Origin of the sequence: Pseudorhodobacter sp. MZDSW-24AT (assembly GCF_002794355.1) — a bacterium.
In the GTDB taxonomy this organism is placed as follows: domain Bacteria; phylum Pseudomonadota; class Alphaproteobacteria; order Rhodobacterales; family Rhodobacteraceae; genus Pseudotabrizicola.
On record NZ_PGOI01000003.1, the window covers coordinates 61,186 to 85,672 of the forward strand.

Here is a 24,487-nt window from a genome sequence, read left to right on the forward strand (position 1 = left end):
AGTCAATCTACTGGAAGTTGATCCTTATGCAACGCTTGCAGCTTGTTCGTTAACTTCTTCACGGTGTCGCGTTGACAGTGCGCGGTTTCCTGCCGTTACGTCAGCGGCATTTCGCCTGCGTTGCGCAGGTGTGCCGGGGATTGGTTAAGGGAATTGAAGAATGAGCGTTAAGAAAGTTTCGTCGCAGGCCATGCTGCGTGCGGTCCCACGAGAGCGCTCGGCCTGTGTTGCGGTTTTGCTGGGAACGACCATGCTGGTCTCTGGCCCCGCTTTCGCCCAGTCGAGCTGTGTGGCGGAGGGAAGCTTTCAAAGTTGCAGCGGCGACCAGAGCGGGGGCATCAGCGCCACCTCGCCGGTGGAGGCCTTGCAGGTTGGCGATCTGAGCGCGGACATCGCGCCTGCCACCGGCACGGTTGGCATCTTGTATGAAACCGACACTGCAGCAACGCTTTTGAGTGACACCGGCGGTTTTGGCATCATCACCGACGGCGCAGATGGCATCCGCGTCGGCACGACCGGGGGGGATGTGTACATTCGCCAGACGGGCGATGTGACCGCGACGGGCGGGCGTGGCATTTTTGCCTTTTCTGACAATGGCGGCGCCGTGATCGAGGGCGCGGGCGCGGTAAGCGCGGAGGGGGATGCGATTTCGGCCAGTCCGAAGGCGGGGCCTGTGGCGCTGAAATGGTCGGGGGCGATCACCTCGAGCGCAGGGCTGGGCATCGCGCTGCGGGCCGACAATGGCGCGGCCTCGGCAGAGGGCACGGGCAACATCAGCGGTGCACTGGGCGCGGTCCGCCTGTCTTCTGCCGGAAGCGGTGGAAATACCTCGTTGAAATGGAGCGGCGACATCTCGGCTGCCGCTGGCGCTGCGGTGAGCCTTGATGCCACCGACGGCGGCGCTTCGGTCGAAGGGGAAGGGACCGTCGCTTCGGGCGGCAGCGGATTTACGGTGGATGCGCGCGGTCCGGGCGGCAATGCCAGCCTGCGCTGGGACGGCGCGATCACGGCGGATGGCGGGCATGGAGTCTTGGTTTATTCCGCGAATGGCGGCGCGGATGCCAGAGGCAGCGGCGACATCGCGGCGCTGGGCTTTGGCATCGCGGTCGAGACGGACAGCACGGCGCAGGGTGCCTCGGTCAACTGGGAGGGGGCGATTTCTTCGCAAGAGGCCAGCGGCATTGTGGTCTCTGCCGCTTCGGGCGGAGCCAGCGTCTCGGGCGGCGGAACGGTCGCGGCGGCTTTCAACGGGATCTCGGTGTCGAGCACCGGCAATGCCTCGGCTGTGGTGTCGTGGGACGGCGATGTGACCGGGCGCAGCAGGGAAGGGATTCTGGCGTATTCGGCAGGCGGGGCGGCCTCGGTCACGGGCAGTGGCACCGTTGCCGGCAACACCGATGCCATCCACATCGAGACGGATGGTGCGGCGACCGCTTCGCTGGACTGGGTGGGCGACATCCGCTCGGGCGGGGCCAATGGCGTGCACATCACCTCGGCCCTTGGGGCGGTGTCGTCCAACACGCAAGGCTTGCTTGAGTCGCAAGGGGGCGGGGTCTACGCGCGCAGCGGATCCAACAATACCGCACACAGCGTGACGGTTTCGCATCAGGGCAATCTGACGGCGGAGGGTGTGGGTGTGGAGGCGCGCAGCCCCGTGGCGGCGGTTGCGGTGAAGGTCGAAGGCGATATGCAGACCGGGTCCAACGCGATCTATGCAGAAAGCCGCGGCGCGGCCACGGTTTCGGTCGAGCAGACCGGCAGCCTGACCGCAGGCAACACGGGCATCTATGCTTATAGCTCGAACGGCGCGGTGAGCGTGAAGCAGTCTGGGGCGCTGTCTGCTTATGGCACCGGGATCGCGGCGGTGAACGAAGGGCCGGGCACGGTGTTTGTGGGCAAGACCGGCAGCATCGCCGCCGTGACGCATGGCATCTCGGCCCAGTCGGCGACGGGTGATGTTGCGGTGCGGATGACCGATGGCACGATCACCGCTGCCGGGGGCAGCGGCATCCTTGCCGCCAACGCGGGCGCAGGCACGGTAACGGTGGAAATGACCGGCGCGGTGACGGCAGCGCAGGACGGGGTGAAGGCCAGCTCTGCGAATGGTCAGGTTTTCGTCAACGTCATCGGCGCGGTGGAGGCCGCAGGCGATGGGGTGACGGCGCTGAACATCGGCAGCGGCGAGGTGGGCGTCACCCAGACGGGCGACGTGACAGCGGGCGGAGACGGGCTGGTTGCGGCTTCGGCCACCGGCAATGCGACGGTGACGGTCGCCTCTGGCACGATCCGCGCCGCCGCAAACGGCATCCGCCTCACCGGATTTGGCAACCTGTCGGCCAATATCGCCGAGGGTGTCACGGTGACGGGCGGCGCCGCAGGGGTGTTGCTGGATGGCGGGTTGAGCAACACGATCACCAACTTTGGCACCATCGCCCATTCCAGCGGGCTGAACCATTACGCGATTCTTTCGGAAAAGAGTGACACTCTGGTTCAGAACCATGGCACGGTCAGCGGCAATGTGCGGCTTGGCCCATGGTCGAATGCGTTCAACAACCTTCAGGGCGCGCGGCTGGACAGCGGAACGGTGCTGGATGTGGGCGCCGGCAACACCGTGACCAACGCGGGCATCTTGTCGCCCGGCGGCGATGGCGTCGTGGGGCTGACCCAGTTGACCGGCAATCTGGTGACGACCGAGACCAGCCGGCTTGCCTTTGACATCGACATGGCAGGCGATGGCGGCGACAAGATCGCGGTCAGCGGCACGGCAGCGCTGGCGGGGGATCTGGTGTTGTCCTTCACCTCGGTCAGTGCGGTGCCGCGCAGCTTTGAATTCATCACGACCGAGGGCGGGGTGCTTTCGCAGGGCCTGAGCCTTGTCAGCAACGCCTTTGTGGCCGGAGAGATTGCAACCTCGCTTGATGGCAGTGCGGTCACGCTGAACCTGTCGGGCATGGACCTGTCGGCCAATGGTCTGAGCGAGAGCAGCGGCGAGATCGGGGCCTATTTCAACCGTGCGTTCGCCGCGGGCGGCGCCGGGACCGAGGAGTTCGTGGCGATGCTGGTGTCGGACGGCACCCTTGAAGGAGGGGAGGCGATTTATGACGCGCTGCGCCCCGATGTTGTGATGGACACCGTGAGCGGCAGCCATTTGCAGGCGCAGACCTTTGCGGATGGGATGATGAGTTGCCCGGTGTCTTCGGGCCTGTCGGCCCCGACCCGCGAGGCCGATTGCGCTTGGACCCGGTTGGATGCCAGCCGCTTGCAGCGCGGCTCGGCCGGGACGGGTCTTGCAAGGACCGAGACCTTCACGCTGACCCAAGGGGTACAGCGCGCCATTGATCAGGGCGACTGGCATCTGGGCGGAGCGATGGGGATTTCGTTCTCGAACACCCGCAAAAGCAATGGCGACAGCGCTGAGACGAACCGCGTGCATGCGGGTGTCACGCTGAAATACGCGCCGGGGGCGTTCCAGTTTGTGACGGCGCTGAGCGGCAGCTGGGGGTCGGTGTCTTCGGAGCGGCGCGTGAGCGTGGGCGGCAGCACCCAGACCCTGACCGGGGCCACGGATGTGGGGACCTATAACCTCAAGCTGCGTGGGGCCTATCTGTTTGGCAGCGACAGCCTGTATGTCATGCCGCAGGTCGATTTCAACACGACCTATATCACGTCCAATGCCTATCGTGAAACCGGCGGCAGTGCGGCGCTGGCGATTGACGGCATGAACGAGACCATCTTCAGCCTTGTTCCTGCGGTGGAAATCGGCACCCATCGCCGTTCGGCCGATGGCGATGTGCTGCGCGCCTTTGCCCGGCTTGGGGCGAGCTTCTACTCGCAGGGCGGGGTGGATGTGACCAGCGCGCTGGCCTCGGATACGACGGGGGTGAATGGCTTTACCCTTGGGACGGGCAATGACTCGAAAGTCTGGAACCTGTCGGCGGGCTTTACCGCCTATCAGGCCGCGGGCTGGTCGGTCGAAGGCCGGGTCGGTCTGACCCGAGGCGGTGACACCAAGGATCAACACGCCAGCATCAAGTTGCGCAGGGCGTTCTGATGGTCTTTTGGTCGCTGGCAGACAGCAGGGTAGGCCCCGAGCGGCCTGTCCCCGAGCCGATTGTCCCTGCGCCCGAGCGGGGGCAGGAGCCTGCGCTGCGGCGCGGTGCAGGCCGTCATGAGCTTTGGTCGGTGCGGCTTCTTGTGGCGCTGTCCACTGTGTTGTTTGGGGTGTTTGTCTGGCTCGCGGTGCAGGCCGTGCTGGACTATGGCTGGACGATGCTGCCTTTTGCCTTGATGATCGGCGGGCTGTTCTATTGTGCGCTGGCCTATCAGGTGATCCGGCTGGGGGCGGCGGTGCGCCGGGCGCGGCCCGCGACGGCCACGATCCCGCCCGAGGCGTTGATGGGAAAGACGGCGCCTTCGGTGACGGTGCTGATCCCGTCCTATCAGGAAAGCCGCCGGGTGCTGATCGAGACGGTGCTTTCGGCGGCGCTGGCCACCTATCGCAACAAGCAGATCGTGGTTCTGGTGGATGATCCGCCCAACCGTCCGGGACCGCTGGCCGAAAGCTTGGGGGCGATTGCCGATGTCCGCGCCTGGATTGCCGAGGGCGAAGCGATCCGGCGCGCCGCGCTTGAAGGCCCGGCGACGGCGCTGCGCTATGCCGAGGCGCATGACCGGCTGGCCGATTGGCTGCGCGAGATTGCCGTAAGGCTCAAGGCCGAGGCGGACCCCTCCTTTGCCCATGTCGACCGCTTCGTGACCGACCGCATCGTGCTGGCGCTGGCCGCGCGCCACGAGGCCGAGGCGCAAAAGCTGCGCAGCACGCCGGGCGTGGATCTGGCCGTGGCGCGCGATCGTCTGGAGGCGACGGCGGCGGGCGAGATCGTGAGCTTTCAGCGCAAACGTTTTGGCAATCTGTCGCATGCCGCCAACAAGGCGATGAATCTGAACGCCTATCTGGGGCTGATGGGCCGCGATTGGCGCAGTGTGGCCGACGAAAACGGGCTGCGGCTGGAACCGGTGGCGGCGGGGCAGGGCGTGGCCGATCTGTCGGTGCCGATGCCCGATTATGTGCTGACGCTGGATGCCGACAGCGTCATCGTGTCGGATTACATTCTGACCCTTGTCGGCATCCTTGAGGCATCGCCCAAGGCCGCCGTGGCGCAGACGCCCTATCTGACCTTTCCCCATGGTCTGACTCCGGTGGAGCGGATCGCGGGGGCGACCACCGATATTCAGTATCTCATCCATCAAGGGTCCAGCCATTACGGCGCGGCCTATTGGGTGGGGGCCAATGCCATCATCCGCCGCCGCGCGCTGGAGGACATCCGCTCGACCCGGCAGGAGAACGGGCATGAGGTTGTGGTTTTTGTGCAAGACAAGACCGTGATCGAGGACACCGGATCGACCATCGATTTGCAGGACAAGGGCTGGCACGTTCACAATCATTTTGAACCCTTGGCCTACAGCGCCACCCCTGCCGATTTCGGCGCGCTGGCGATCCAGCGCAAGCGCTGGGCCAATGGCGGGCTGATCCTGTTCTTCGACCTGCTCCGCAGCCAATGGCGGCAGGGCGGCTTCTGGCGCAAGCTGCCGCAATTGTTCGTGCGCTCGCATTATCTGCTGTCGCCGCTGATCGGCAATGTCGGGATTCTGGTGCTGATGCTGATGTCGGCGCAAAAGGCGCATCCCATGTTCTGGGCGCCGCTGTTCATGACGCCTTATTTCCTGCTCTACATGGCGGACCTGCGGCGCATGGGCTATCATTGGCGCGATCTGTTTGGCGTCTGCGCGCTGAACCTGATGCTGCTTCCGGTGAACCTTGCAGGCATTCTTGCATCGGTCTGGCAGATGGCGGGCGGGCGGCGGCGCAAGTTCCTGCGCACGCCCAAGCTGGCCAGCCGCACCGTCGTGCCGCCTTATGCCTTTGTCTTCAACCTTGGAATCCTTGCGTTGATGGTGGCGTATGTGGTCATGGGCCTGCAGGCGGACCAGCCTTATGGCGTGGTCATCCCGCTGATCAACATCGTGCTTTACAGCTATGGGCTGTGGCGCTTTGTCGGGCTTGGCGCGGGGTTTGCCGATCTGGGGTCTTGCCTTGCGCAAGAAACAGGCCGCGCCGTGCAGGGGCTGTGGCGGCCCTTGCGCTCGGCCACGGCCCTTCCGGTCTTTGCGACGGCCTGCCCCGTGCCCACCGCCGATTTTTCCATTGCTGCCCAGCAAAGCCCGCTTTGCCGGGCCGCTGTGCCCCAAGTGTCCGAGGAAGACAGATGAAACATTCGATCACGATCGCGCTTATGTTGTTCACCATGGCCGCCGCGCCCTTGCCGGCCTTTGCCGAGCTGTCGCCGATCGAGGCGGTTGCGGCTGCCGATGATCTGGCCAAGAAAGGCGATGCGGCCTCGCTGGAGGCGGCGCTGAAGCTCTACCTGAGCGCGGCTGAGCGCGGTGCGCCTTGGGGCCAGTATAACGCCGCCGAGATGCTGTATGAAGGCAAAGGCGCTCCACAAGACCGCGCCCGCGCCGCCGAATTGTATGGGCAGGCCGCAGAGCAGGGCAATCCTTGGGCGCAATACAAGCTGGGCGCGATGCTGATGAAGGGAGACGGCGTGGCGCCCTTGCCAAGCCGTGCGGTCACGCTGCTTGACGCCGCGGCGCGTGAGGGCAACATCTGGGCAAATTACGAACTGGGCGATGCCTATCTTCAGGGCCAGATCATCCCGCGTGACCTGACGCGCGCCAAGTTCTACCTTGAGCGCGCCGCCGCAAAGAACAACGCATGGGCGCTGCTGCGCTTGGGCGAAATCTACCGCGACGGCCTTGGCGTGACGGCAAGCGCAACCGATGCCAAGACGCTGCTGGAGCAATCCGCGGTGCAGAAAAACGCTTTTGCCATGGTGGCCTTGGCCGAGATGATCGCAACGGATGAGCCTGCGCGCGCCCGCAGCTTGCTGACAGAGGCCGCCGCATTGGGCAATGCGGATGCGAAGGCAAAGCTCGCGCAGTAACCCTGTGCGCGGGGACCCGGCCTGTAAGCCGGGGGGTCGCTTGCCAGTTGCGGCTGCTGCATCGTGGCGCGAAAGACCTGCGCCGCGATGCAGGATCGCGGCCCGTTGCGCCTGTCTGCGCGGAAGCGGAGGGCGTGGCACGGACCGAGGCGCCGCGCGCCCGCGCTGTGTGAGCGCCACGCGCGGCACGGCACAGGCGCGCCCAAGGCGTGGGGATTGGGGATTGGGGGATTGCGGGGCGGGGTGGTAGGGCCGGAGGGACTCGAACCCCCAACCAAGGCGTTATGAGCGCCCGGCTCTAACCATTGAGCTACAGCCCCCTACCGGACCCTTGCCTAGCAGATCAGGCGCGCGGGTCAAGGATGGCGGGCGCAAGTTCAGGTTGGTTTGTTGCGCCCAAAGGGGGAAAAGCGTAAGGGAAGCCAACAGCGGATTCCCTGAACGGAGACGGGCGATGACCAAAGGCCACAACGGGTTGACCTATGCCGATGCCGGCGTGGACATTGACGCGGGCAATGCCCTGATCGAGCGGATCAAGCCCGCCGCCAAGCGCACGATGCGCGCGGGGACCATGGGGGGCTTGGGCGGCTTTGGCGCGTTGTTTGACCTCAAGGGCGCGGGCTACAAGGACCCGATCCTTGTCGCGGCCACCGATGGTGTGGGCACCAAGCTGCGCATCGCGATTGACACCGGCAATGTGGATACGATCGGCGTCGATCTGGTGGCGATGTGCGTGAACGATCTGGTCTGCCAAGGCGCCGAGCCTTTGTTTTTCCTCGATTACTTCGCCACCGGCAAGCTGGAGCTGGATCAGGCCACCCGTATCATCAATGGCATCGCGGCCGGGTGTGAGGCCAGCGGCTGCGCCTTGATCGGGGGCGAAACGGCCGAGATGCCGGGCATGTATCACGGCGGCGACTTTGATCTGGCGGGCTTTGCCGTCGGCGCGATGGAGCGCGGCGCCGATCTGCCCGCCGGTGTGGCCGAGGGCGATGTGCTTTTGGGCCTGACCTCGAACGGGGTGCATTCCAACGGCTACAGCTTTGTGCGCAAGGTGGTGGAACTGTCCGGGCTGGGCTGGGAGGCGGAAGCCCCCTTTGGCGCGGGCAGCTTGGGGGCGGCGCTGCTTGCGCCCACGCGGCTTTATGTGAAGCAGGCCTTGGCGGCGGTGCGGGCGGGCGGGGTGCATGCGCTGGCCCATATCACCGGCGGCGGGCTGACGGAGAATCCGCCGCGCGTGATTCCCGAGGGTCTGGCCTGCGAGATCGACTTGGAGGCCTGGACTTTGCCGCCGGTGTTCGACTGGCTGGCCCGCACCGCACAGATGTCGGAGCCAGAATTGCTCAAGACCTTCAACTGCGGCATCGGCATGATGCTGGTGGTGGCCGAAGACCGCGCCGAGGCCTTGGCCGCATTGCTGACCGCCGAAGGGGAAACCGTGGTCCGCATGGGGCGCGTGGTTGCCGGGGAAGGCGTGATCTACAAGGGCGCGCTGCTGTGACACGGGTGGCCATCCTGATTTCGGGGGGTGGCTCCAACATGCTGCGCTTGGTGCAGGACATGCTGGCGGGCGGCCATGCTGAGCCGGTGCTGGTGGCGTCCAATGACCCGGAGGCCAGTGGTCTGGCCAAGGCCGCAGCGCTTGGCGTGCCGACTGCTGCCGTGGATCATCGTGGCTTTGGCCGGGACCGGGCGGGGTTTGAGGCCGAGTTGCTGAAACCCATCCTTGCGGCACGGCCGGATGTTTTGTGCCTTGCCGGGTTCATGCGGGTGCTGACCCCGGCCTTTGTGCGCCAGTTCGAAGGCCGGATGTTGAACATCCACCCGTCCTTGTTGCCGAAATATCCGGGCCTGCACACCCATCAGCGCGCGCTGGAGGCGGGGGACACGCAGGCCGGGTGCACGGTGCATGAGGTGACGGCAGAGCTGGATGCAGGTCCGGTTCTGGGGCAGGCGGTGGTGCCGGTGCAGCCCGGTGACACCGCCGAGACGCTTGCGGCGCGGGTGCTGGTGCAGGAACATCGCCTGTATCCGTTGGTGTTGCGCCAGTTCGTTGCGGGGGACCGCAGGCCAGTGTTTCTGGATCACGTCCAATAACAGGCCACTGTTTCGCGCGGCGAAAAGGTGCTGTTCTGCAGCGCCGGGCGTGTTGGCAAGTTGTAACAATTGTTCGCAAAAGCAAAACAGTGCTGTCATATGAGACTGTTAGGCCCGAGGCGTGTCCGATCAACACGGGACACGCCTTGAAAAGGAACGGACATGAAACTTCACCTTGTCGCGGCCGTTGTGAGCGCCGCTTTGTCACTGCCGGGCGCCGTGGGCGCCGCCACGTTGAACACGTTGGACGGTCAGGCGCCGATTGTGATCGCCCATCGCGGTGCGGCAGGCTATTTGCCGGAACACACGCTGGGCGGCTATGAGTTGGCGATCCAGTTGGGCGCGGATTACATCGAGCCCGATCTTGCGCTGACCAAGGATGGTGTCCTTGTGGCCATGCATGACACCACGTTGCGCGGCACCACGAATGTGGCCACCGTGTTTCCGGGGCGTGAGGGGGAGCCGGTCCGCAACTTTACCTATGCGGAAATCCAGCAACTGACGGTCACGCCGCGCGGCCCGCAGGCAGGAACCACCTATCCCGGTTTCACGCCATCGATGGCCAACCCCTACCGCGTTCCGACCTTTCAGGAGGTTCTGGACTTTCTGGTTGACTACAACACGGCCAATGGCACGCAGATCGGCATCTATCCCGAGGCGAAATCGCCCACGTCGGAATTGGGCAGCCGCCAGATTGTTCAGCAGTTGAACGCCGCAGGCTTCAACAGCGCCAATGACAAGGTGTTCATCCAGAGCTTTGATCTGAACGCCTTGCGCGCCATTGCCCGCATTCAGGAAGAAGAAGGCAGCAAGCAGCGTCTGGCCGCTTTGGGCGGGGTGTCGCTGTTGTCGAGCGGGGAATACAGCATTGGCGGGCTGACCTTGGCCGAGATCGCCACCTTTGCCGATGGCGTGGGGGTGAGCCTGTCGGGGCAGGCCTTGACCCAAGGCTTTGTCGACGCGGCGCACGCGCTGGGTCTCATCGTGCATGGCTATACCTTGCGCCCGCTGACGCAAGAGGCCTCGGACGCGCAAATCGCCACGCTGTTCCAGTTGGGCTATGACGGCTGGTTCACCGATTACACCGACCGGACCCGTGCGAGCCTTGATGCGATTTTGCCGCCCTCGCCGGTGCCGCTGCCTGCGGGTGGCTTGCTCTTGGTGGGCGGGCTTGGCGCGCTGGCCTTTGTCCGCCGTCGCAAGGCGGCCTGACGAAAGGCCGGTCTTGGGCTGAGCCATCCTCATGCAGCGCCGCTTGGGCGGCGCTGCGACCAAGCGGCGGGCGGGCAAGCCCGCCCTTGTTTGTTCTGACGGGCGCCTTGGCGCTTGCCCAGCGGTCGCGGAGCCATTGGGGGGGGCGGTCGGATCGCCGCGCAGGGCCAGAGGCGCATCTGGCCGTTTTGCCCCGGGTCATCCCCGGATGGCCTTATTCTGTGCCATCACGTCGCGTGGCCGTCTTGTCGAAACCGGGCGGAAACGCGCATGCGGGGCTTTTCAAGGCGAAAGGCGACGCCTATAGCGAGAGCCTATATGTTGCGGGATGCCCCCGCGGCCCCTTGAAAGACGCGACCGATGCGCATGATTACCACGACCGAAGACCTTGCCGCGTTTTGCGAGGCCGCCAAATCCCAACCCTATGTGACGATCGACACCGAGTTCCTGCGGGAGCGGACCTATTGGTCGAAGCTGTGCCTGATCCAGATGGCGCTGCCCGGCAAGACGGGTGATGCCGTGCTGGTGGACCCGATCGAAGGCGAAGGCATGAGCCTTGAGCCGCTCTATGATCTGTTCCGCCACACAGGCACGGTGAAGGTGTTCCATGCGGCGCGGCAGGATCTGGAGATCTTTTTCGTCGAAGGCAATGTCTTTCCCGAGCCCTTGTTCGACACCCAGATTGCCGCGATGGTCTGCGGCTTTGGCGAGCAGGTCGGCTATGAAACGCTGGTGCGCAAGATCGCCAAGGAAAGCCTGGACAAGACCAGCCGCTTCACCGATTGGTCGCGCCGCCCTCTCAGCAAGGCGCAGATGGAATATGCCTTGGCCGATGTCACCCATTTGCGGGTGATTTACGAGTGGCTTGCAGGACAATTGGCCAAGAACGGCCGCGCGCATTGGGTGGGCGAGGAACTGGCGGTTCTGACCAACCCCGAGACCTATACCACCACCCCCGAAGAGGCTTGGTTGCGGATCAAGACCCGCACCACCTCGGGCCGGTTTCTCGCGGTGGTCAAGGAATTGGCACGCTTCCGCGAGGATTACGCGCAAAAGCACAACGTGCCGCGCAGCCGCGTGATGAAGGATGATGCGCTGCTGGAACTGGCCTCGACCCGTCCCACCACGGTGGAGGAATTGGGCCGCTCGCGCCTGTTGATGCGTGAAGGACGCAAGCCCGAGATCGCGGATGGCATTCTGGCGGCGGTGAAGGCCGGACTCGCGATGAAGCCGGAAGACATGCCCAAGGTCGCCGATGAGCGGGAGCAGATTCAGGTGAACCCGGCCTTGGCCGATTTGTTGCGGGTGCTGCTGAAGGCCAAGTCGGAAAGCCTTGGCGTGGCGCCAAAGCTGATCGCCTCGGCGTCGGATCTGGATGCGATTGCCGCAGGGGGTCGCGAGGTCGAGGCCTTGAGCGGCTGGCGCAAAGAGGCCTTTGGCGACGACGCCCTGCGGCTGTGCCGGGGCGAGATCGCGCTGTCGGCGAAAGGCAACGAAGTGCGGGTGGTGCGCCTGTAACCTTAGCGACCGGTGGTGCGGGCCGAACGTGCGCCCTGCACCGTCACCCGGCTGATGTCTTCCAGCCGCCGGGCGGAAATGGTGGTGGCGGCGGTGACTTCGCGCGATTGCACCGTGCCCACCGCCGTTTGCGACAGCGGGGGCAAAACCCGGAAGTCCAGCACCAGATGGCTGGGGTCGTCGCCCGGAACCTCGACCAGATCGGCACGCCACCAGCCTTGGCTTTCCATCACCCCGGTCGCACGCACGATGGCGCCGCCGCTATAGGGCTCGATGCGCAGATCGGCGATGTCGGCCGCCAGAAGCCGGGGGTCGCGCGCTTCCACCACAGGGGTCAGGGTTTCTACCCGCTCGGACCGGCCGAACCAATTGAACGGGTTCAGCCGCGAGTCCCGCGCCGCGCCGCACGCACTGAGCACCAGAACAGCGACAAGGGCGGCGGTCACAGGGCGTGTCATCAGCGGGCGTGTCATAGGTCCATCCATTTTCGCTTTGACCTTGGGTAGCCGATGCACCTTGTTTTGAAAAGGGTGGGTTTTGAAAAGGGCGGCTTTTGCGAGGCATGGCTTTTGCCGTGCCACGGCGCGATCTGCACAAAGGGCTGGACCTTGGAGGGGCGGGAGATTACCTCAGCGGCAAAGGAGCAGCAGCCATGGCCACCCCCGCCTTTGAAGAGATTGCCGAAACCTTCGATTTTCTGGACGATTGGGAAGACCGCTATCGCCATGTGATCGAATTGGGCAAGGCGATGCCGCCCTTGGCCGAGGAATTCAAGGTACCGGCGCTGAAAGTGGATGGCTGCGCGAGCCAGGTCTGGCTGCGCCCGGTGGTGGCCGACGGCCGCTTCGATTTTCAGGGCGACAGCGATGCAATGATCGTGCGCGGGCTGATTGCGATTTTGCACGCGCTTTATGCGGGCGTGCCGCTGGATCAGGTGGCGGCGGTGGATGCGCCCGCTGAACTGGCCCGTCTGGGCTTGAACGACCATCTGTCGGCGCAACGCTCCAACGGGGTGCGCGCGATGGTGGAGCGCATCCGCGCCACCGCCACCGCCCCCTGAGCGCTGCCGACTACAGCGGCGCGCAGGCCTGAGTAAGCCAGTCGCGCACGGGGGGCGCGACGCGAGGCCCGATCTGCGCCAGCACCTGCGCGTGATAGGCGTTCAGCCACTCTTGCTCTGCCGCCGACAGCATGCTTGTCACGATCAAGCGCCGATCGAAGGGCACAAATGTCAGCGTCTCAAAGCTCAACTGTGGGCGATTGTCGCCCAGAGCGGGGGCCTGCTGCACCACGATCAGGTTTTCCAGCCGAATGCCAAAGGCCCCTTCGCGGTAATAGCCGGGCTCGTTCGACAAGATCATCCCCGGCTCCAGCGGCACTTCGGACAGGCGGCTGATCCGCTGCGGCCCTTCGTGAACGCTCAGGAAAGCGCCGACGCCATGGCCGGTGCCATGGTCGAAATCCTGCCCTGCCACCCAAAGCGGATAGCGCGCCAGCGGGTCAAGATCGCGCCCGGCAAGCCCTTTGGGAACGCGCGCGCGCGAGATGGCCATCATGCCTTGCAGCACCCGGGTAAAGCAGGCGCGCGCCTCATCCCCCGGATCGCCCCGGGCGATGGTGCGGGTGATGTCGGTGGTGCCGTCTTGATATTGGCCGCCTGAATCCACCAAGAGAAGTTCATTGTCACGCAAGGGGCGGTTGGTGTGTCGCGTCACCCGGTAATGGATGATCGCGCCATGCGGGCCTGCGCCGCAGATGGTGTCAAAGCTGATGTCATGCAGCGCGTTGGTGGCACGGCGAAAGCCTTCCAGCGCCGTCACCACGTCGATTTCCGTGACCGTTTCGGGCGGCTGGCGGTCCAGCCATTCCAGAAAGGCCGCCATGGCCGCCCCGTCGCGCAGATGCGCCTCGCGCATCCCGGCAATCTCGGCGGCGGTCTTGCGCGCCTTGGGCAAGCGGCAGGGATCATCGCCCCAGGCCACGGCTACCCCGGCCTCGGTCAGCGCGGCGCTGACGGCCAAGGGCGCACTGGCCTTGTCCACCCGCACCGGGCCTTGCAGGCGGGCAAGGGCGGGCAGGAAGGTGTCGGTCGGGCACAGGGTGACGTCTTCTCCCAGATGTGCGCGCAGGGCCGCGTCCAGCTTGGCCGCATCCGCGAACAGCGTGACCTTCGCATCCGCATGCAGGATGGCAAAGCCTTGCAGCACCGGGTTCTTCGGCACATCGGCCCCCCGGATGTTCAGCAGCCAGCAGATCGAGTCGGGCAAGGTGAGCACCGCTGCCCCTTGTCCGGCCTGCCACAGGCCTTCGGCCAGACGGGCGCGCTTGCCCGCACTGCTTTCACCGGCCAGCGTCTCGGGGTGGACAAAAGCACGGCCCTGCGGCGCCGCGGGCTGATCGGGCCAGACCGCATCCACCATGTTGTCCACCGCGCGCAAGGACAGGCCCGCAGGCTCCAGAGCGGCGCGCAGGCTCTCCACCTCATCGGCGCTGTGCAGCCAAGGGTCAAACCCCACCACCCCCGCCGTCAGATGGTCGCGGATCCAGTCGCCCGGCTTTACCTCCGGCCAAGGCACCGGGGTGTAGACCTGCATGTCCACCTGCGCCTTCACCTGCACACGGTAACGCCCGTCGATGAACACCCCCGCCACATCCGGCAAGATCACCGCAAAGCCGGCCGATCCGGTGAAGCCGGTTAGCCACTGCAAGCGCTCATCCCGCGCGGCGACATATTCGCCCTGATGCGCATCGGCGCGCGGCACGATGAACCCCGCCAGCCCGGTCGCCTGCATCTGGGTGCGCAAGGCCGCCAGCCGGGGCGGGCCCTGTTCGGGGGCCGCGGGGCTGTCAAAGCTCTGGAACATGGCTTGCACCTTTCTGAAATACTCCGGGGGGGCCGCAGGCGGGGGGCAGCGCCCCCCTCCGACCCGTCCGCGACGCGCCGGCCTATCCCGCCTTGCGCATCCCCATGACCCGCGCGCGCTTGCGCGGATCGGTGTCAAACAGGCCCGCCAATTGCTCGGTCATTGCGCCCGCCAGCTGTTCCACATCGGTGATCGTGACCGCGCGCTGATAATAGCGCGTCACATCATGGCCGATGCCAATGGCAATCAGCTCGACCGCGCGTTTCCGCTCGACCATGGCGATCACGTCGCGCAGGTGCTTTTCCAGAAAATTCGCAGGGTTCACCGAAAGGGTGCTGTCATCCACCGGGGCGCCGTCGGAAATCACCATCAGGATCTTGCGCGCCTCGGGTCGGGCGGCGGCGCGGCGATGCGCCCATTCCAGCGCCTCGCCATCGATGTTTTCCTTGAGCAGGCCTTCTTTCATCATCAGGCCAAGATTGGGGCGCGCCCGCCGCCAAGGGGCATCGGCGCCCTTGTAGATGATGTGGCGCAGGTCATTCAGCCGTCCGGGCTGTTGCGCCCGTCCTTGCGCCAGCCAACGTTCGCGCGACTGGCCGCCTTTCCAGGCGCGGGTGGTAAAGCCCAGAATCTCCACCTTGACCGAGCAGCGCTCCAGCGTCCGCGCCAGCACATCGGCGCAGATCGCCGCAATGCTGATGGGGCGCCCCCGCATCGAGCCCGAGTTGTCCAGAAGCAGCGTCACGCAGGTGTCGCGGAACTCGGTGTCCTTTTCCTGCTTGAAGCTGAGCGGTGTGGTCGGGTTGGCCACAACGCGGGCAAGACGGCCCGCGTCCAATGTGCCTTCCTCCAGATCGAAATCCCAAGACCGGTTCTGCTGCGCCTGAAGGCGGCGCTGGAGTTTGTTGGCCAAGCGGCTGACCGCGCCCTTGAGCGGTTCCAGCTGTTGGTCCAGATAGGCCCGCAGCCGTTCCAGCTCGGCCGGTTCCGCCAGATCTTCGGCCCGGATCTCTTCATCGAATTCGGTGGTGAAGACGGTGTAATTCGGATCGGCCGAAGAATGCGGGGCAGGGGGCGGCGGCTCCAGCGGCGCCTCGCCCTCGGGCAATTCGGCCTCATCGCCCTGTTCCATATCGGCGCTGTCTTCCATCGAGACCTGCGCCTGAGATTGGTCTTGCTGCTCTTCCTGACTGCGCTCGGGGCTGGCTTCGCTTTCTTCCTGCTCGGACTGCTCTTCGCCTTGGCTTTCGGGGCTGTCCTCGTCTTCCTGCGCCTCGTCATTGGACTGATCGTCTTCGGGCGCGTCCGGGTCGTCGCCCAACTGGTCGCCATAGCCAAGATCGGAAATCACCTTGCGCGCCAGACGCGCGAAGGCGGCCTGATCGGCCAGAACATGGTCGATGTTGTCGAGCGTGCCGCCGGCCTGTTCTTCGATGAAGCCGCGCCACAGGTTCATCACATTGGCCGCCCCATTGGGCAGATCGCGCCCCGTCGCCAGATGGCGGACAAGATAGCCTGCCGCCACCGACAGCGGTGCATCCTGCGTGCTGGTGATCTGGCCATAGCCCTTGCGGTCGGCTTCATGCCCGATCTTGGCGTCGATGTTGCCCGCCGTGCCGGGCATCGCTCGTGCCCCCATCGCTTCGCAGCGGGCGGTTTCCATGGCATCGAAGATGTCGCGCGCCAGTTGCCCGGTTGGGGCGTAGCGGCTGGCGGTGGCCTCGTTGTGGAATTTGCGGCGCAAGGCAAAGGCATCGGCCGTGCCGCGCGCGAGCAGCACCTCGTCCCGCGTCATCCGGCGGCTGACCTGCGGCAGGCGCACCCCATCGCGGTTCATGCCCGGAGGGTCGACCGAATAGGTGACGGTCATTTCCGGGTCATCGGCCATGACCTTGGTGGCTTCGGCCAAAGCCTTCTTGAACGGATCGGCGGGGTTGTCGCTGGGTTTGCTCATGGCAAGGCCTTTCGGGACCGCTCATCCGCCCTAGGGGGCGTCTTCGCAGGCAAGGGGGGCTTGGGCGAAGATCGACCGCAAGGGCAAGATGCGCGCGCCGCAGATCACTTCATCGCCATCGAGGCAGCACTTTCGGGCAGTTCCTCGGCAAAGCAGCGCTGGTAGAATTCGGCCACAGTCTGCCGCTCCAGCTCATCGCATTTGTTCAGGAAGCTCAGCCGGAAGGCATAGCCCACATTGCGGAAAATCTCGGCGTTCTGCGCCCAGTTCAGCACGGTGCGCGGGCTCATCACGGTGGAGAGATCGCCGTTCATAAAGGCCGTGCGCGTCAGATCCGCCACCGTAACCATCTGGCTGATCACCTTGCGGCCTTTTTCGGTGTTGTAATGCGGGCTTTTCGCCAGAACGATCGCCGCCTCGGCGTCATGCGACAAATAGTTCAGCGTGGCCACAAGGCTCCAACGGTCCATCTGGGCCTGGTTGATCTGCTGGGTGCCGTGATAAAGCCCGGTGGTGTCACCAAGCCCCACGGTGTTGGCGGTGGCAAACAGCCGGAAGGACGGGTGCGGGGCAATGATCTCGTTCTGGTCCAGCAGCGTCAGCTTGCCATCGGTTTCCAGCACGCGCTGGATCACGAACATCACATCGGCGCGGCCTGCGTCGTATTCATCGAACACGATCGCCACCGGGTTGCGCAGCGCCCAAGGCAGGATGCCTTCGTGGAATTCGGTGACCTGCTTGCCGTCGCGCAGCTTGATCGCATCCTTGCCGATCAGGTCGATCCGGCTGATGTGGCTGTCAAGATTCACCCGCACCGCAGGCCAGTTCAGCCGAGCGGCGACCTGTTCGATATGGGTGGATTTGCCCGTCCCGTGATAGCCTTGGATCATCACACGACGGTTGTAGGCAAAGCCCGCAAGGATGGCGAGCGTGGTGTCAGGGTCGAACTTGTAGGTCGGATCAACCGCCGGAACCCGATCTGTCGCTTCGGCAAAAGCCTTGACCTTCATATCGGTGTCGATGCCGAACACCTCACGCACAGAGATTTCTTCAGTCGGTTTCATCGCGTGATCCAGCATCTTGTTCAGTCCTGTCCCGGCCTTTTGGCCCATTTCCGGTGAAGTTGTGGAACATAACGCAGCGGGGTTCAAGGGGAAGGGGGCAAAGCCTGTGATTGTGGCGGCGGATCGCGTTTGCGTGAAGCCGAAACCTTTTGCGCGCGGGGGCCGTAAACAGGGCGTATGCTATCCGAAACGGGAGATGAGAATGAACAGACGTGCAGTCGTTTTGGGGGGCGTGGCCTTGATGGTCATGGGGCCGAAGGCTTGGGCCTCCGACGGTGTCTTCGAATTTCAGCTGTCTGAGGCCGAATGGCGCGCGCGGCTGAGCGATCTGTCCTACCGCGTGCTGCGCGAGGAGGCCACCGAGCGCGCCTTCACCAGCCCGCTCGACAAGGAGACGCGGGCGGGCACCTATCACTGCGGGGGCTGTGATCTGCCGGCGTTCTCGTCGCAGCACAAATATGACAGCGGCACCGGCTGGCCCAGCTTCTGGCAACCCTTGCCCGATGCTGTGCGCACCAAGGAAGACCGCAGCCTGTTCGGGGTGCGCACCGAGGTGCATTGCCGCCGCTGTGGCGGACATTTCGGCCATGTGTTCGGCGATGGTCCGCAGCCCACGGGCAAGCGCTATTGCATGAACGGGGCGGCGCTGACCTTTCGCGCGGCCTGACGCGCATCACGATTTTTCTGCGAAAAATCGGAAGAAAAAAACAGCGGGCAAGGCCCGCTGTTTTGATTTTTCGCAGAAAAATCGTGCTGCACGTCAGTCGCGGAAATAGCGGCTGTCCTTGATCTGATCCCAAGCCCAGACCACCTCTTGCAGACGCTCTTCGTCACTGCGGTCGCCGCCATTCATGTCGGGGTGCAAATCCTTGACCAAGGATTTGTATTGCTTGCGGATCTCGGCCTTGGTCCAGCTGTCGCGCGCGTCCAGAATCTCGATCGCCTTGCGCTCGGTCGGCGGCAGTTTGCGGGTCGAGGCCGCCACGGGCCGCCCGGGGTTCTGGGTCGCCTTTTCCCCCAAGAGCGCCATCGGATCATCCACGCCCAGCCGCGCCCAAGCCCGCCCGTCATCCTTGCGGCTGAAGGGCTTGGTCTCGCGTTCCCACACCCGGTCCTTGTCGAGGAACTTCTGGAAGTCATCATCCGAAGTGCCTTGAAAGAAATTCCACTTCAGATTGTATTCCCGGATATGTTCTTTGCAGAACCAGAAGAATTCATCCAGCAGATCGGGGCTTTTGGGCGCGCGGTAAGCCCCGGTCTCTTTGCAGCCCGGAAAGTCGCACGGCTTGTTCGATGTGTCGAACGCACCCGACATCCCCCGTCTGGTGGTTTTCTTGCGCTTCTTGTCCGCGGAAACGCGAATGTCGAATTCAAAGGGGGGTTTCGTGACCATCGTCTGCCTTTCCTGCGACCCGCTGTCTTTCCGACTCGGGCGCCACAGTTTAGGGGTTTGGGCGGCGGATTGAAGGGGGAGATCACAAAAATGACCGTGAAGGATGAGATGCAGCAACGGCTGATGGCGGCATTCGCGCCGCAACAGCTTGAAATCGTGAATGAAAGTCACAAGCACGCAGGCCATTCCGGCGATGATGGCAGCGGGGAGAGCCACTTTCGCATTCTGCTGCGCTCAGAGGCGCTTGCCCCTCTCAGCCGGGTGGCGCGGCACCGGGCCGTGCATGCAGCGCTTGGCGATCTGAACACGCGGGTGCATGCGATCGCGCTGGATCTGGGCTGAAGCGCAGGGCGCTTCAGCTTTCGGCCACCAGCCCTGCAGCCGCGATCCCGGCGCAGGCGGCCAGCGCATCATTGTCCGAGCTGTCGCCGGTGATGCCCACGGCGCCGATCACCACGCCCGCCGCATCACGGACCAGAACGCCCCCTTTGACCGGCACAAAATCCCCGGAAAAGAGGCCGTTCATCGCCTGCACGAAATACGCCTGTGCATCGGCGCGCGCCTGAATGGCGCTGCCCGGCAGCCCGAGCATGATGCAGCCATGGGCCTTGCCATGCGCCACCGCATAGCGTCCGGGGGAAGCGCCGTCTGCACGCTCGAAGGCGATGGTGTGGCCGCCTGCATCGACGACCACCACGGACAGCGGTTTCATGCCATCACTGCGGCCCTTGGCCATCGCCGCCGAGATGATCTGGCGCGCCTGTTCGAGGGAAAGGGTCATACGGCTTCGGCCTTCTTTTCGAGACGCCGGGCGTGCAGCACAGGCTCGGTATAGCCCGAAGGCTGTGCGCGGCCTTTCAACACCAGATCACACGCGGCGCGGAAGGCCACACCATCATAGCCCGGGGCCATCGGCTGATAGGCAGGGTCGCCGGCGTTCTGGCGGTCGACCACGGCGGCCATCTTGCGCAGCGCCGCCATCACCTGGTCTTCCCCGATCACCCCATGGTGCAGCCAGTTTGCCAGCGCCTGCGAGGAAATGCGGCAAGTGGCGCGGTCTTCCATCAGGCCGACATCGTGGATGTCGGGCACCTTGGAACAGCCCACCCCCTGATCGATCCAGCGCACCACATAGCCCAGAATGCCTTGTGCGTTGTTCTCGACCTCTTGCCGGATCTCTTCCTCCGACCAGTTCGCGCCTTGCGCCAGCGGCAGCGTCAGCAGCGCCTGCAGCGTGCCGCGCGGCCCGCCCTTGGCGATCTCGGCCTGACGCGCCAGCACATCGACGCGGTGGTAATGCGTGGCGTGCAAGGTGGCAGCGGTGGGTGAGGGCACCCAAGCGCAATTCGCCCCCGCCATCGGATGGCCGATCTTTTGCGCCAGCATGTCGCCCATCAGGTCCGGGGCCGCCCACATGCCCTTGCCAATCTGCGCGCGGCCCCGCAGGCCGCAGGCGAGCCCGATGTCGACATTGCGGTCTTCATAGGCCTTGATCCACGCGCTCGCCTTCATGTCGCCCTTGCGGACCATGGGGCCAGCTTCCATGCTGGTGTGGATCTCGTCCCCGGTGCGGTCGAGGAAGCCCGTGTTGATGAAGGCCACCCGGTCCTTGGCGGCGCGGATGCATTCCTTGAGGTTGGCGCTGGTGCGGCGCTCTTCATCCATGATGCCCAGCTTGACGGTGTGGCGCGGCAGGCCCAGCACCTGTTCCACCCGGTCAAAGATCTCGCAGGCAAAGGCGACCTCTTCGGGGCCATGCATCTTTGGCTTCACCACATAGACCGAGCCCATGGTCGAGTTGCGGCTGCCACCCGATTTTTTCAGATCATGCATCGCGCAAAGCGTGGTGACAAAAGCATCCATGATGCCTTCGCCGATCTCGCGCCCGTCTTCTGTCAGGATCGCAGGGTTGGTCATCAGATGACCCACGTTGCGCACCAGCAAAAGCGCGCGAGATTTCAGCGTCAGCGTCAGCGCAGCGCCATCCGGGGCGGTGAAGGTCAGGTCGGGGTTCAGGCGGCGGATGCTTTCCTTGCCGCTTTTGACGATGACTTCGGACAGATCGCCCTTCATCAGACCAAGCCAGTTGCCATAGGCCAGCACCTTGTCGGCGGCGTCCACCGCCGCGACCGAATCTTCGCAATCCATGATCGCCGACATCGCCGATTCCAGCCGGATGTCCGAGACATGCGCCAGATCATCGCGGCCCGTGGGGGTGGTGGCGTCGATCTGAACGGCGATGTGAAGGCCATTGTTGCGCAGCACGAGGGCGGTGGGGGCGTCCGCCGCCCCGGCGTAGCCGACAAAGCGGGCCGGATCGGACAGGCCCACCGCTTCTTCGGCCCCGGTCACCCAAAGCTGGCCCGCATCGACCCGGAAGCCGCGCGCCTCGCTCCAGCTGCCTTGGGCGAGCGGCACGGCCTCATCCAGAAACGCGCGGCCCCAAGCCACAACGCGCGCGCCCCGCGCCGCGTCATAGCCCTTGCCGCTGGGCAGATCGCCCAAGGCATCGGTGCCGTAGAGCGCATCATAAAGGCTGCCCCAGCGCGCATTCGCCGCATTCAGCGCGTAACGCGCGTTCATCACCGGCACCACCAATTGTGGGCCGGGCACATGGGCGATTTCCGGGTCGGTCTGCGTGGTCTCGATCGAGAAATCCGGGCCTTCAGGCACCAGATAGCCGATCTCGGTCAGGAAAGACTGATAGGCGGCCGCGTCAAAGGCCGTGCCGCGCCGGTCCTTGTGCCAAGTGTCGATCTGTGTCTGCAAAGCCTCGCGCCGGGCGAGCAAGGCGCGGTTTTTCGGCATCAGATCGGCCACCGCACTGGCGAAGCCCTGCCAGAAGGTGCTGGCATCAACGCCCGTGCCCGGCAGTGCCTGATGGTCGATGAAATCCACAAGCTGGGCGTCAACCTTCAACCCGGTGATGGTGATGCGGTCTGTCATGGGAGTCCTCGATTCTGCCTGCGGTGTCCGATGGAATACCGTCGTATGCGGTGCTGCACAGATACTGAAAAATGCAGGCCGAAGCAACAAAAGCGGTCATTTTATTTTACCACAAATCCGAACACAGCTTTCGCCTTTCGAAGAGGGTTACAAATCCGTGGGATCGGTTAATCTTTGCCCTGTGGGGCTGACAGCGGCGCGCCGCGCACCGATCGGCTGGAGGCTTTTCTGGCGACAGTGGAGGATAAGAATGCAGCTGAACCCTGAGACGGATCTGGAACTGGTGCGCCACCTGAAGGCTCCGCCTGCCAAGGTCTGGCGCTGCTGGACAGAGCCTGCGCTGATCGCGCGCTGGTTTGCGCCCAAACCTGTGGTCACGCGCGATGTGAAGATCGACCTGCGCCCCGGCGGGATCTTCTCCACCACGATGGACATTCCCGACATGGGCACCCAGACGGGCGATGGCTGCATCCTTGAGGTGGTGCCCGAGCGTCGCTTGGTCTGGACCGATCTGCTGGGCCCCGGATACAGGCCAACGTCTGACAGTTTCGGGATGACCGCCTTTATCCTGATCGAGCCCGAAGGCGCGGGCACGCTCTACCGCGCGGTTGCGATGCATCGCAGCGCGGATCAGCGGGCCTCGCATGAAGAGATGGGGTTTGAACAAGGCTGGGGCACCGCGGCGGCGCAACTGGATGCGGTGGCCGCAACCCTGTGAGCCAAGGTCAGCCCGGTTTGCGTTTCGCCTCAGAGCGGCAGCGATCTGAACAGAACCGCACCTCGTCCCAGACCTTTTCCCATTTCTTTCGCCACGCGAAAGGGCGGCCACAATGGGCGCAGGGTTTGCTGGGCAGATCGCCTTTTTTGATCATCTTCGCCATGGGTTACAGACCTAGGCTCAACTGCGCCGAAGGCGAGGGTGGCCTGCGGCGCGGGGTGCGGTCGTTGACAAACTGCCCCCCCGCGCGGCTGGCGTGACGCTCGATGATCTCGAAAACCTCGGCGCGCGGCATGGTCTTGCGCAGGCCGAAGATGGCATCGCGTGCCGCGCGCTGTGCGCCCCTGACATCCACCACCGGCTCTGGATACAGCAATCCCAGCACCGTGCGCGCGCCTTCCCATCGCCACGGGCAATGCAGAAAGGCATCGGGCACCCGCGCCAGTTCGGGCACCCAACGGCGGGTGAAGACACCGGTCGGGTCTTGGTCCAGCCCTTGTTTCACGGGGTTGTAGATGCGCGGTGTGTTGATGCCCGTGGTCCCTGATTGCATCTGCACCTGCGGCCAGTGAATGCCGGGTTCGTAATCGGTGAAACGCCGCGCCAGCACCGGCCCGGTGGCCCGCCAATCCAGCCAAAGGTGATAGGAGGCGACCGATGTGACCATCGCCCGCATCCGGAAGTTCAGCCACCCGGTCGCCGCCAGATAGCGCATGCAGGCATCGACAAAGGGCAGGCCGGTTTCGCCCGCGCTCCACGCCGCGAGACGCGCGGCATCGGGGTCCCGCGGGCGCAGGCTCTCGGCAGCGCGGTGCAGGCAACGCGCCTCGATCTGCGGCTCATCTTCCAGCTTTTGCATGAAATGATCGCGCCACGCCAAGCGGCTTTGAAAGCTGGACAGCGCCCCGGGCCAGCTTCCGCCCGGGCGTTCCGCCAAGCGCGCGCTGGCGGCCTGTGCCACTTCGCGCCCCGACAGCGCGCCAAGCGCCAGATAAGGCGAAAGCCGCGAACAGGCCCGCTCCCCCCCGAGGGGAGAGGACATGGCGGCGCGATAAGGCTCACCGCGGGATGTGAGGAAGCTTTCCAGCGCCAAGAGCCCGTGCTGGCGCCCGCCTGCCTGACGGTGATCGCAGCGATCCTCGGCCAAGCGCAAGGCGCGCGCCGTGGGGATGGCGCCCGGCTCTACCCCCGGCACCGGGTTCAGCCCCGAGGGCGCGGGCAGTTGTGGCTGCGCGGTGAACCCATCCCGCCGCCTTGCCCAACCGTCGCGGCCCTGTAGCCGGCGCACCACCCCGGATTGCGGCAGTTCCGTCCATTCGACACCCGCTTGCCGCGCCCAAGCCGCCATCCGCCGGTCGCGCGCGAAGGTCCACAGATTGCCGGTTTCCTCGTGGCTGACGATCTGCGTGATCTTGTGCTGGCGGCACAACCGCGCCACCACCTCCACCGCGTCGCCCACCCGCACCACAAGGCGCGCGCCCGCCTGTGCCATCGCCTCGCGCAGATCGGCAAGGCATTCGGCCGTGAACTCCCATTGCCGGGCCGAGGTGTCGGGCAAAGCCCAATACTCCGGCTCGACAACGTAAAGCGGCAGGATCGGCCCGAGAGCCGCCGCCCGCGTCAGCGCGGGGTGGTCATGCAGGCGCAGATCGCGTTTGAACCAGACAAGAACATTCATGGAACAAAGAGATAGCGGATGCGTCGGATTCGTAAAGAC

General features: G+C 64.8%; 20 protein-coding genes and 1 tRNA gene. 11 read left to right on the top strand and 10 right to left on the bottom strand.

What is annotated here, in order from left to right; translation table 11 throughout:
- The first annotated feature begins 160 nt into the window (after positions 1–160).
- From CUR21_RS03695 to CUR21_RS03710, 3 genes are read left to right on the top strand one after another with little or no spacing between them, the layout of a single operon-like run.
- Positions 161–4,051, top strand: a complete 3,891-nt coding sequence (locus CUR21_RS03695; RefSeq protein WP_100195676.1) for an autotransporter domain-containing protein — start codon at positions 161–163, stop codon at positions 4,049–4,051.
- Entirely contained in the window at positions 4,051–6,270 is a 2,220-nt protein-coding gene (locus tag CUR21_RS03705) for a glycosyltransferase family 2 protein (RefSeq protein ID WP_157791928.1), read from the top strand. Before CUR21_RS03695 ends, CUR21_RS03705 begins: the two co-directional genes overlap by 1 nt.
- The gene (locus CUR21_RS03710; RefSeq protein WP_100195679.1) at positions 6,267–7,004 is read left to right on the top strand and encodes a tetratricopeptide repeat protein; all 738 of its coding nucleotides are present in this window, start codon (positions 6,267–6,269) and stop codon (positions 7,002–7,004) included. The genes CUR21_RS03705 and CUR21_RS03710 overlap by 4 nt, the downstream gene beginning before the upstream one ends.
- Positions 7,005–7,248: 244 nt before the next feature.
- Here CUR21_RS03710 and CUR21_RS03715 read toward each other — a convergent pair.
- Positions 7,249–7,324: transfer RNA gene (locus CUR21_RS03715), tRNA-Ile, on the bottom strand.
- A 134-nt stretch (positions 7,325–7,458) separates the two neighbouring features.
- On the opposite strand from CUR21_RS03715, the gene purM reads away from it, so the two are divergent.
- From purM to rnd, 4 genes are all read left to right on the top strand, one after another.
- Positions 7,459–8,505, top strand: a complete 1,047-nt coding sequence (gene purM / locus CUR21_RS03720) for a phosphoribosylformylglycinamidine cyclo-ligase (protein WP_100195680.1) — start codon at positions 7,459–7,461, stop codon at positions 8,503–8,505.
- Entirely contained in the window at positions 8,502–9,101 is a 600-nt protein-coding gene (gene purN, locus CUR21_RS03725) for a phosphoribosylglycinamide formyltransferase (protein WP_100195681.1), read from the top strand. The genes purM and purN overlap by 4 nt, the downstream gene beginning before the upstream one ends.
- Positions 9,102–9,263: 162 nt before the next feature.
- Positions 9,264–10,313, top strand: coding sequence for a glycerophosphodiester phosphodiesterase family protein (locus tag CUR21_RS03730; protein WP_100195682.1), 1,050 nt, complete (start codon positions 9,264–9,266; stop codon positions 10,311–10,313).
- A 360-nt stretch (positions 10,314–10,673) separates the two neighbouring features.
- A complete protein-coding gene (rnd, locus tag CUR21_RS03735) occupies positions 10,674–11,831 on the top strand; it encodes a ribonuclease D (protein ID WP_100195683.1) in 1,158 nt (385 codons plus the stop codon).
- Between the two features lie 2 nt (positions 11,832–11,833).
- On the opposite strand, the gene CUR21_RS03740 is transcribed toward rnd, so the two are convergent.
- A complete protein-coding gene (locus tag CUR21_RS03740; RefSeq protein WP_100195684.1) occupies positions 11,834–12,304 on the bottom strand; it encodes a hypothetical protein in 471 nt (156 codons plus the stop codon).
- A gap of 179 nt (positions 12,305–12,483) precedes the next feature.
- On the opposite strand from CUR21_RS03740, the gene CUR21_RS03745 reads away from it, so the two are divergent.
- On the top strand, positions 12,484–12,891 hold the full coding sequence (locus tag CUR21_RS03745) for a SufE family protein (RefSeq protein WP_100195888.1): 408 nt from the start codon (positions 12,484–12,486) through the stop codon (positions 12,889–12,891).
- A 10-nt stretch (positions 12,892–12,901) separates the two neighbouring features.
- Here the strand turns inward: CUR21_RS03745 and CUR21_RS03750 are convergent, their stop codons facing one another.
- From CUR21_RS03750 to cobS, 3 genes are all read right to left on the bottom strand, one after another.
- Positions 12,902–14,695 (bottom strand): aminopeptidase P family protein, encoded by a 1,794-nt coding sequence (locus tag CUR21_RS03750; RefSeq protein ID WP_100195685.1) that lies wholly within the window; start codon positions 14,693–14,695, stop codon positions 12,902–12,904.
- A gap of 82 nt (positions 14,696–14,777) precedes the next feature.
- A complete protein-coding gene (cobT, locus tag CUR21_RS03755; protein WP_100195686.1) occupies positions 14,778–16,649 on the bottom strand; it encodes a cobaltochelatase subunit CobT in 1,872 nt (623 codons plus the stop codon).
- A 104-nt stretch (positions 16,650–16,753) separates the two neighbouring features.
- Positions 16,754–17,728 (bottom strand): cobaltochelatase subunit CobS, encoded by a 975-nt coding sequence (cobS, locus tag CUR21_RS03760; protein ID WP_198431611.1) that lies wholly within the window; start codon positions 17,726–17,728, stop codon positions 16,754–16,756.
- A gap of 187 nt (positions 17,729–17,915) precedes the next feature.
- On the opposite strand from cobS, the gene msrB reads away from it, so the two are divergent.
- Positions 17,916–18,380 carry a peptide-methionine (R)-S-oxide reductase MsrB gene (msrB, locus tag CUR21_RS03765; RefSeq protein WP_100195688.1) on the top strand — a complete coding sequence of 155 codons (465 nt, stop codon included), beginning with the start codon at positions 17,916–17,918 and terminating at the stop codon, positions 18,378–18,380.
- A gap of 93 nt (positions 18,381–18,473) precedes the next feature.
- Here the strand turns inward: msrB and CUR21_RS03770 are convergent, their stop codons facing one another.
- A complete protein-coding gene (locus CUR21_RS03770; protein ID WP_100195689.1) occupies positions 18,474–19,106 on the bottom strand; it encodes a J domain-containing protein in 633 nt (210 codons plus the stop codon).
- A 90-nt stretch (positions 19,107–19,196) separates the two neighbouring features.
- Between CUR21_RS03770 and CUR21_RS03775 the strand changes: the two genes are divergently transcribed.
- Positions 19,197–19,448: a BolA family transcriptional regulator gene (locus CUR21_RS03775; RefSeq protein WP_100195690.1), complete on the top strand. Its 252-nt coding sequence runs from the start codon at positions 19,197–19,199 to the stop codon at positions 19,446–19,448.
- 13 nt (positions 19,449–19,461) lie between these two features.
- Here the strand turns inward: CUR21_RS03775 and CUR21_RS03780 are convergent, their stop codons facing one another.
- Both CUR21_RS03780 and CUR21_RS03785 read right to left on the bottom strand, forming a co-directional pair.
- Positions 19,462–19,887 carry a heme-binding protein gene (locus tag CUR21_RS03780; RefSeq protein ID WP_100195691.1) on the bottom strand — a complete coding sequence of 142 codons (426 nt, stop codon included), beginning with the start codon at positions 19,885–19,887 and terminating at the stop codon, positions 19,462–19,464.
- Positions 19,884–22,052, bottom strand: coding sequence for a malate synthase G (locus CUR21_RS03785; protein WP_100195692.1), 2,169 nt, complete (start codon positions 22,050–22,052; stop codon positions 19,884–19,886). Before CUR21_RS03785 ends, CUR21_RS03780 begins: the two co-directional genes overlap by 4 nt.
- A gap of 250 nt (positions 22,053–22,302) precedes the next feature.
- On the opposite strand from CUR21_RS03785, the gene CUR21_RS03790 reads away from it, so the two are divergent.
- Entirely contained in the window at positions 22,303–22,770 is a 468-nt protein-coding gene (locus CUR21_RS03790; protein WP_100195693.1) for an SRPBCC family protein, read from the top strand.
- A gap of 7 nt (positions 22,771–22,777) precedes the next feature.
- Here CUR21_RS03790 and CUR21_RS03795 read toward each other — a convergent pair whose 3' ends face one another.
- On the bottom strand, positions 22,778–22,933 hold the full coding sequence (locus CUR21_RS03795; RefSeq protein ID WP_198431612.1) for a DUF2256 domain-containing protein: 156 nt from the start codon (positions 22,931–22,933) through the stop codon (positions 22,778–22,780).
- Positions 22,934–22,936: 3 nt separating this feature from the next.
- Positions 22,937–24,448: an FAD-binding domain-containing protein gene (locus CUR21_RS03800; protein WP_100195694.1), complete on the bottom strand. Its 1,512-nt coding sequence runs from the start codon at positions 24,446–24,448 to the stop codon at positions 22,937–22,939.
- Positions 24,449–24,487 lie beyond the last annotated feature (39 nt).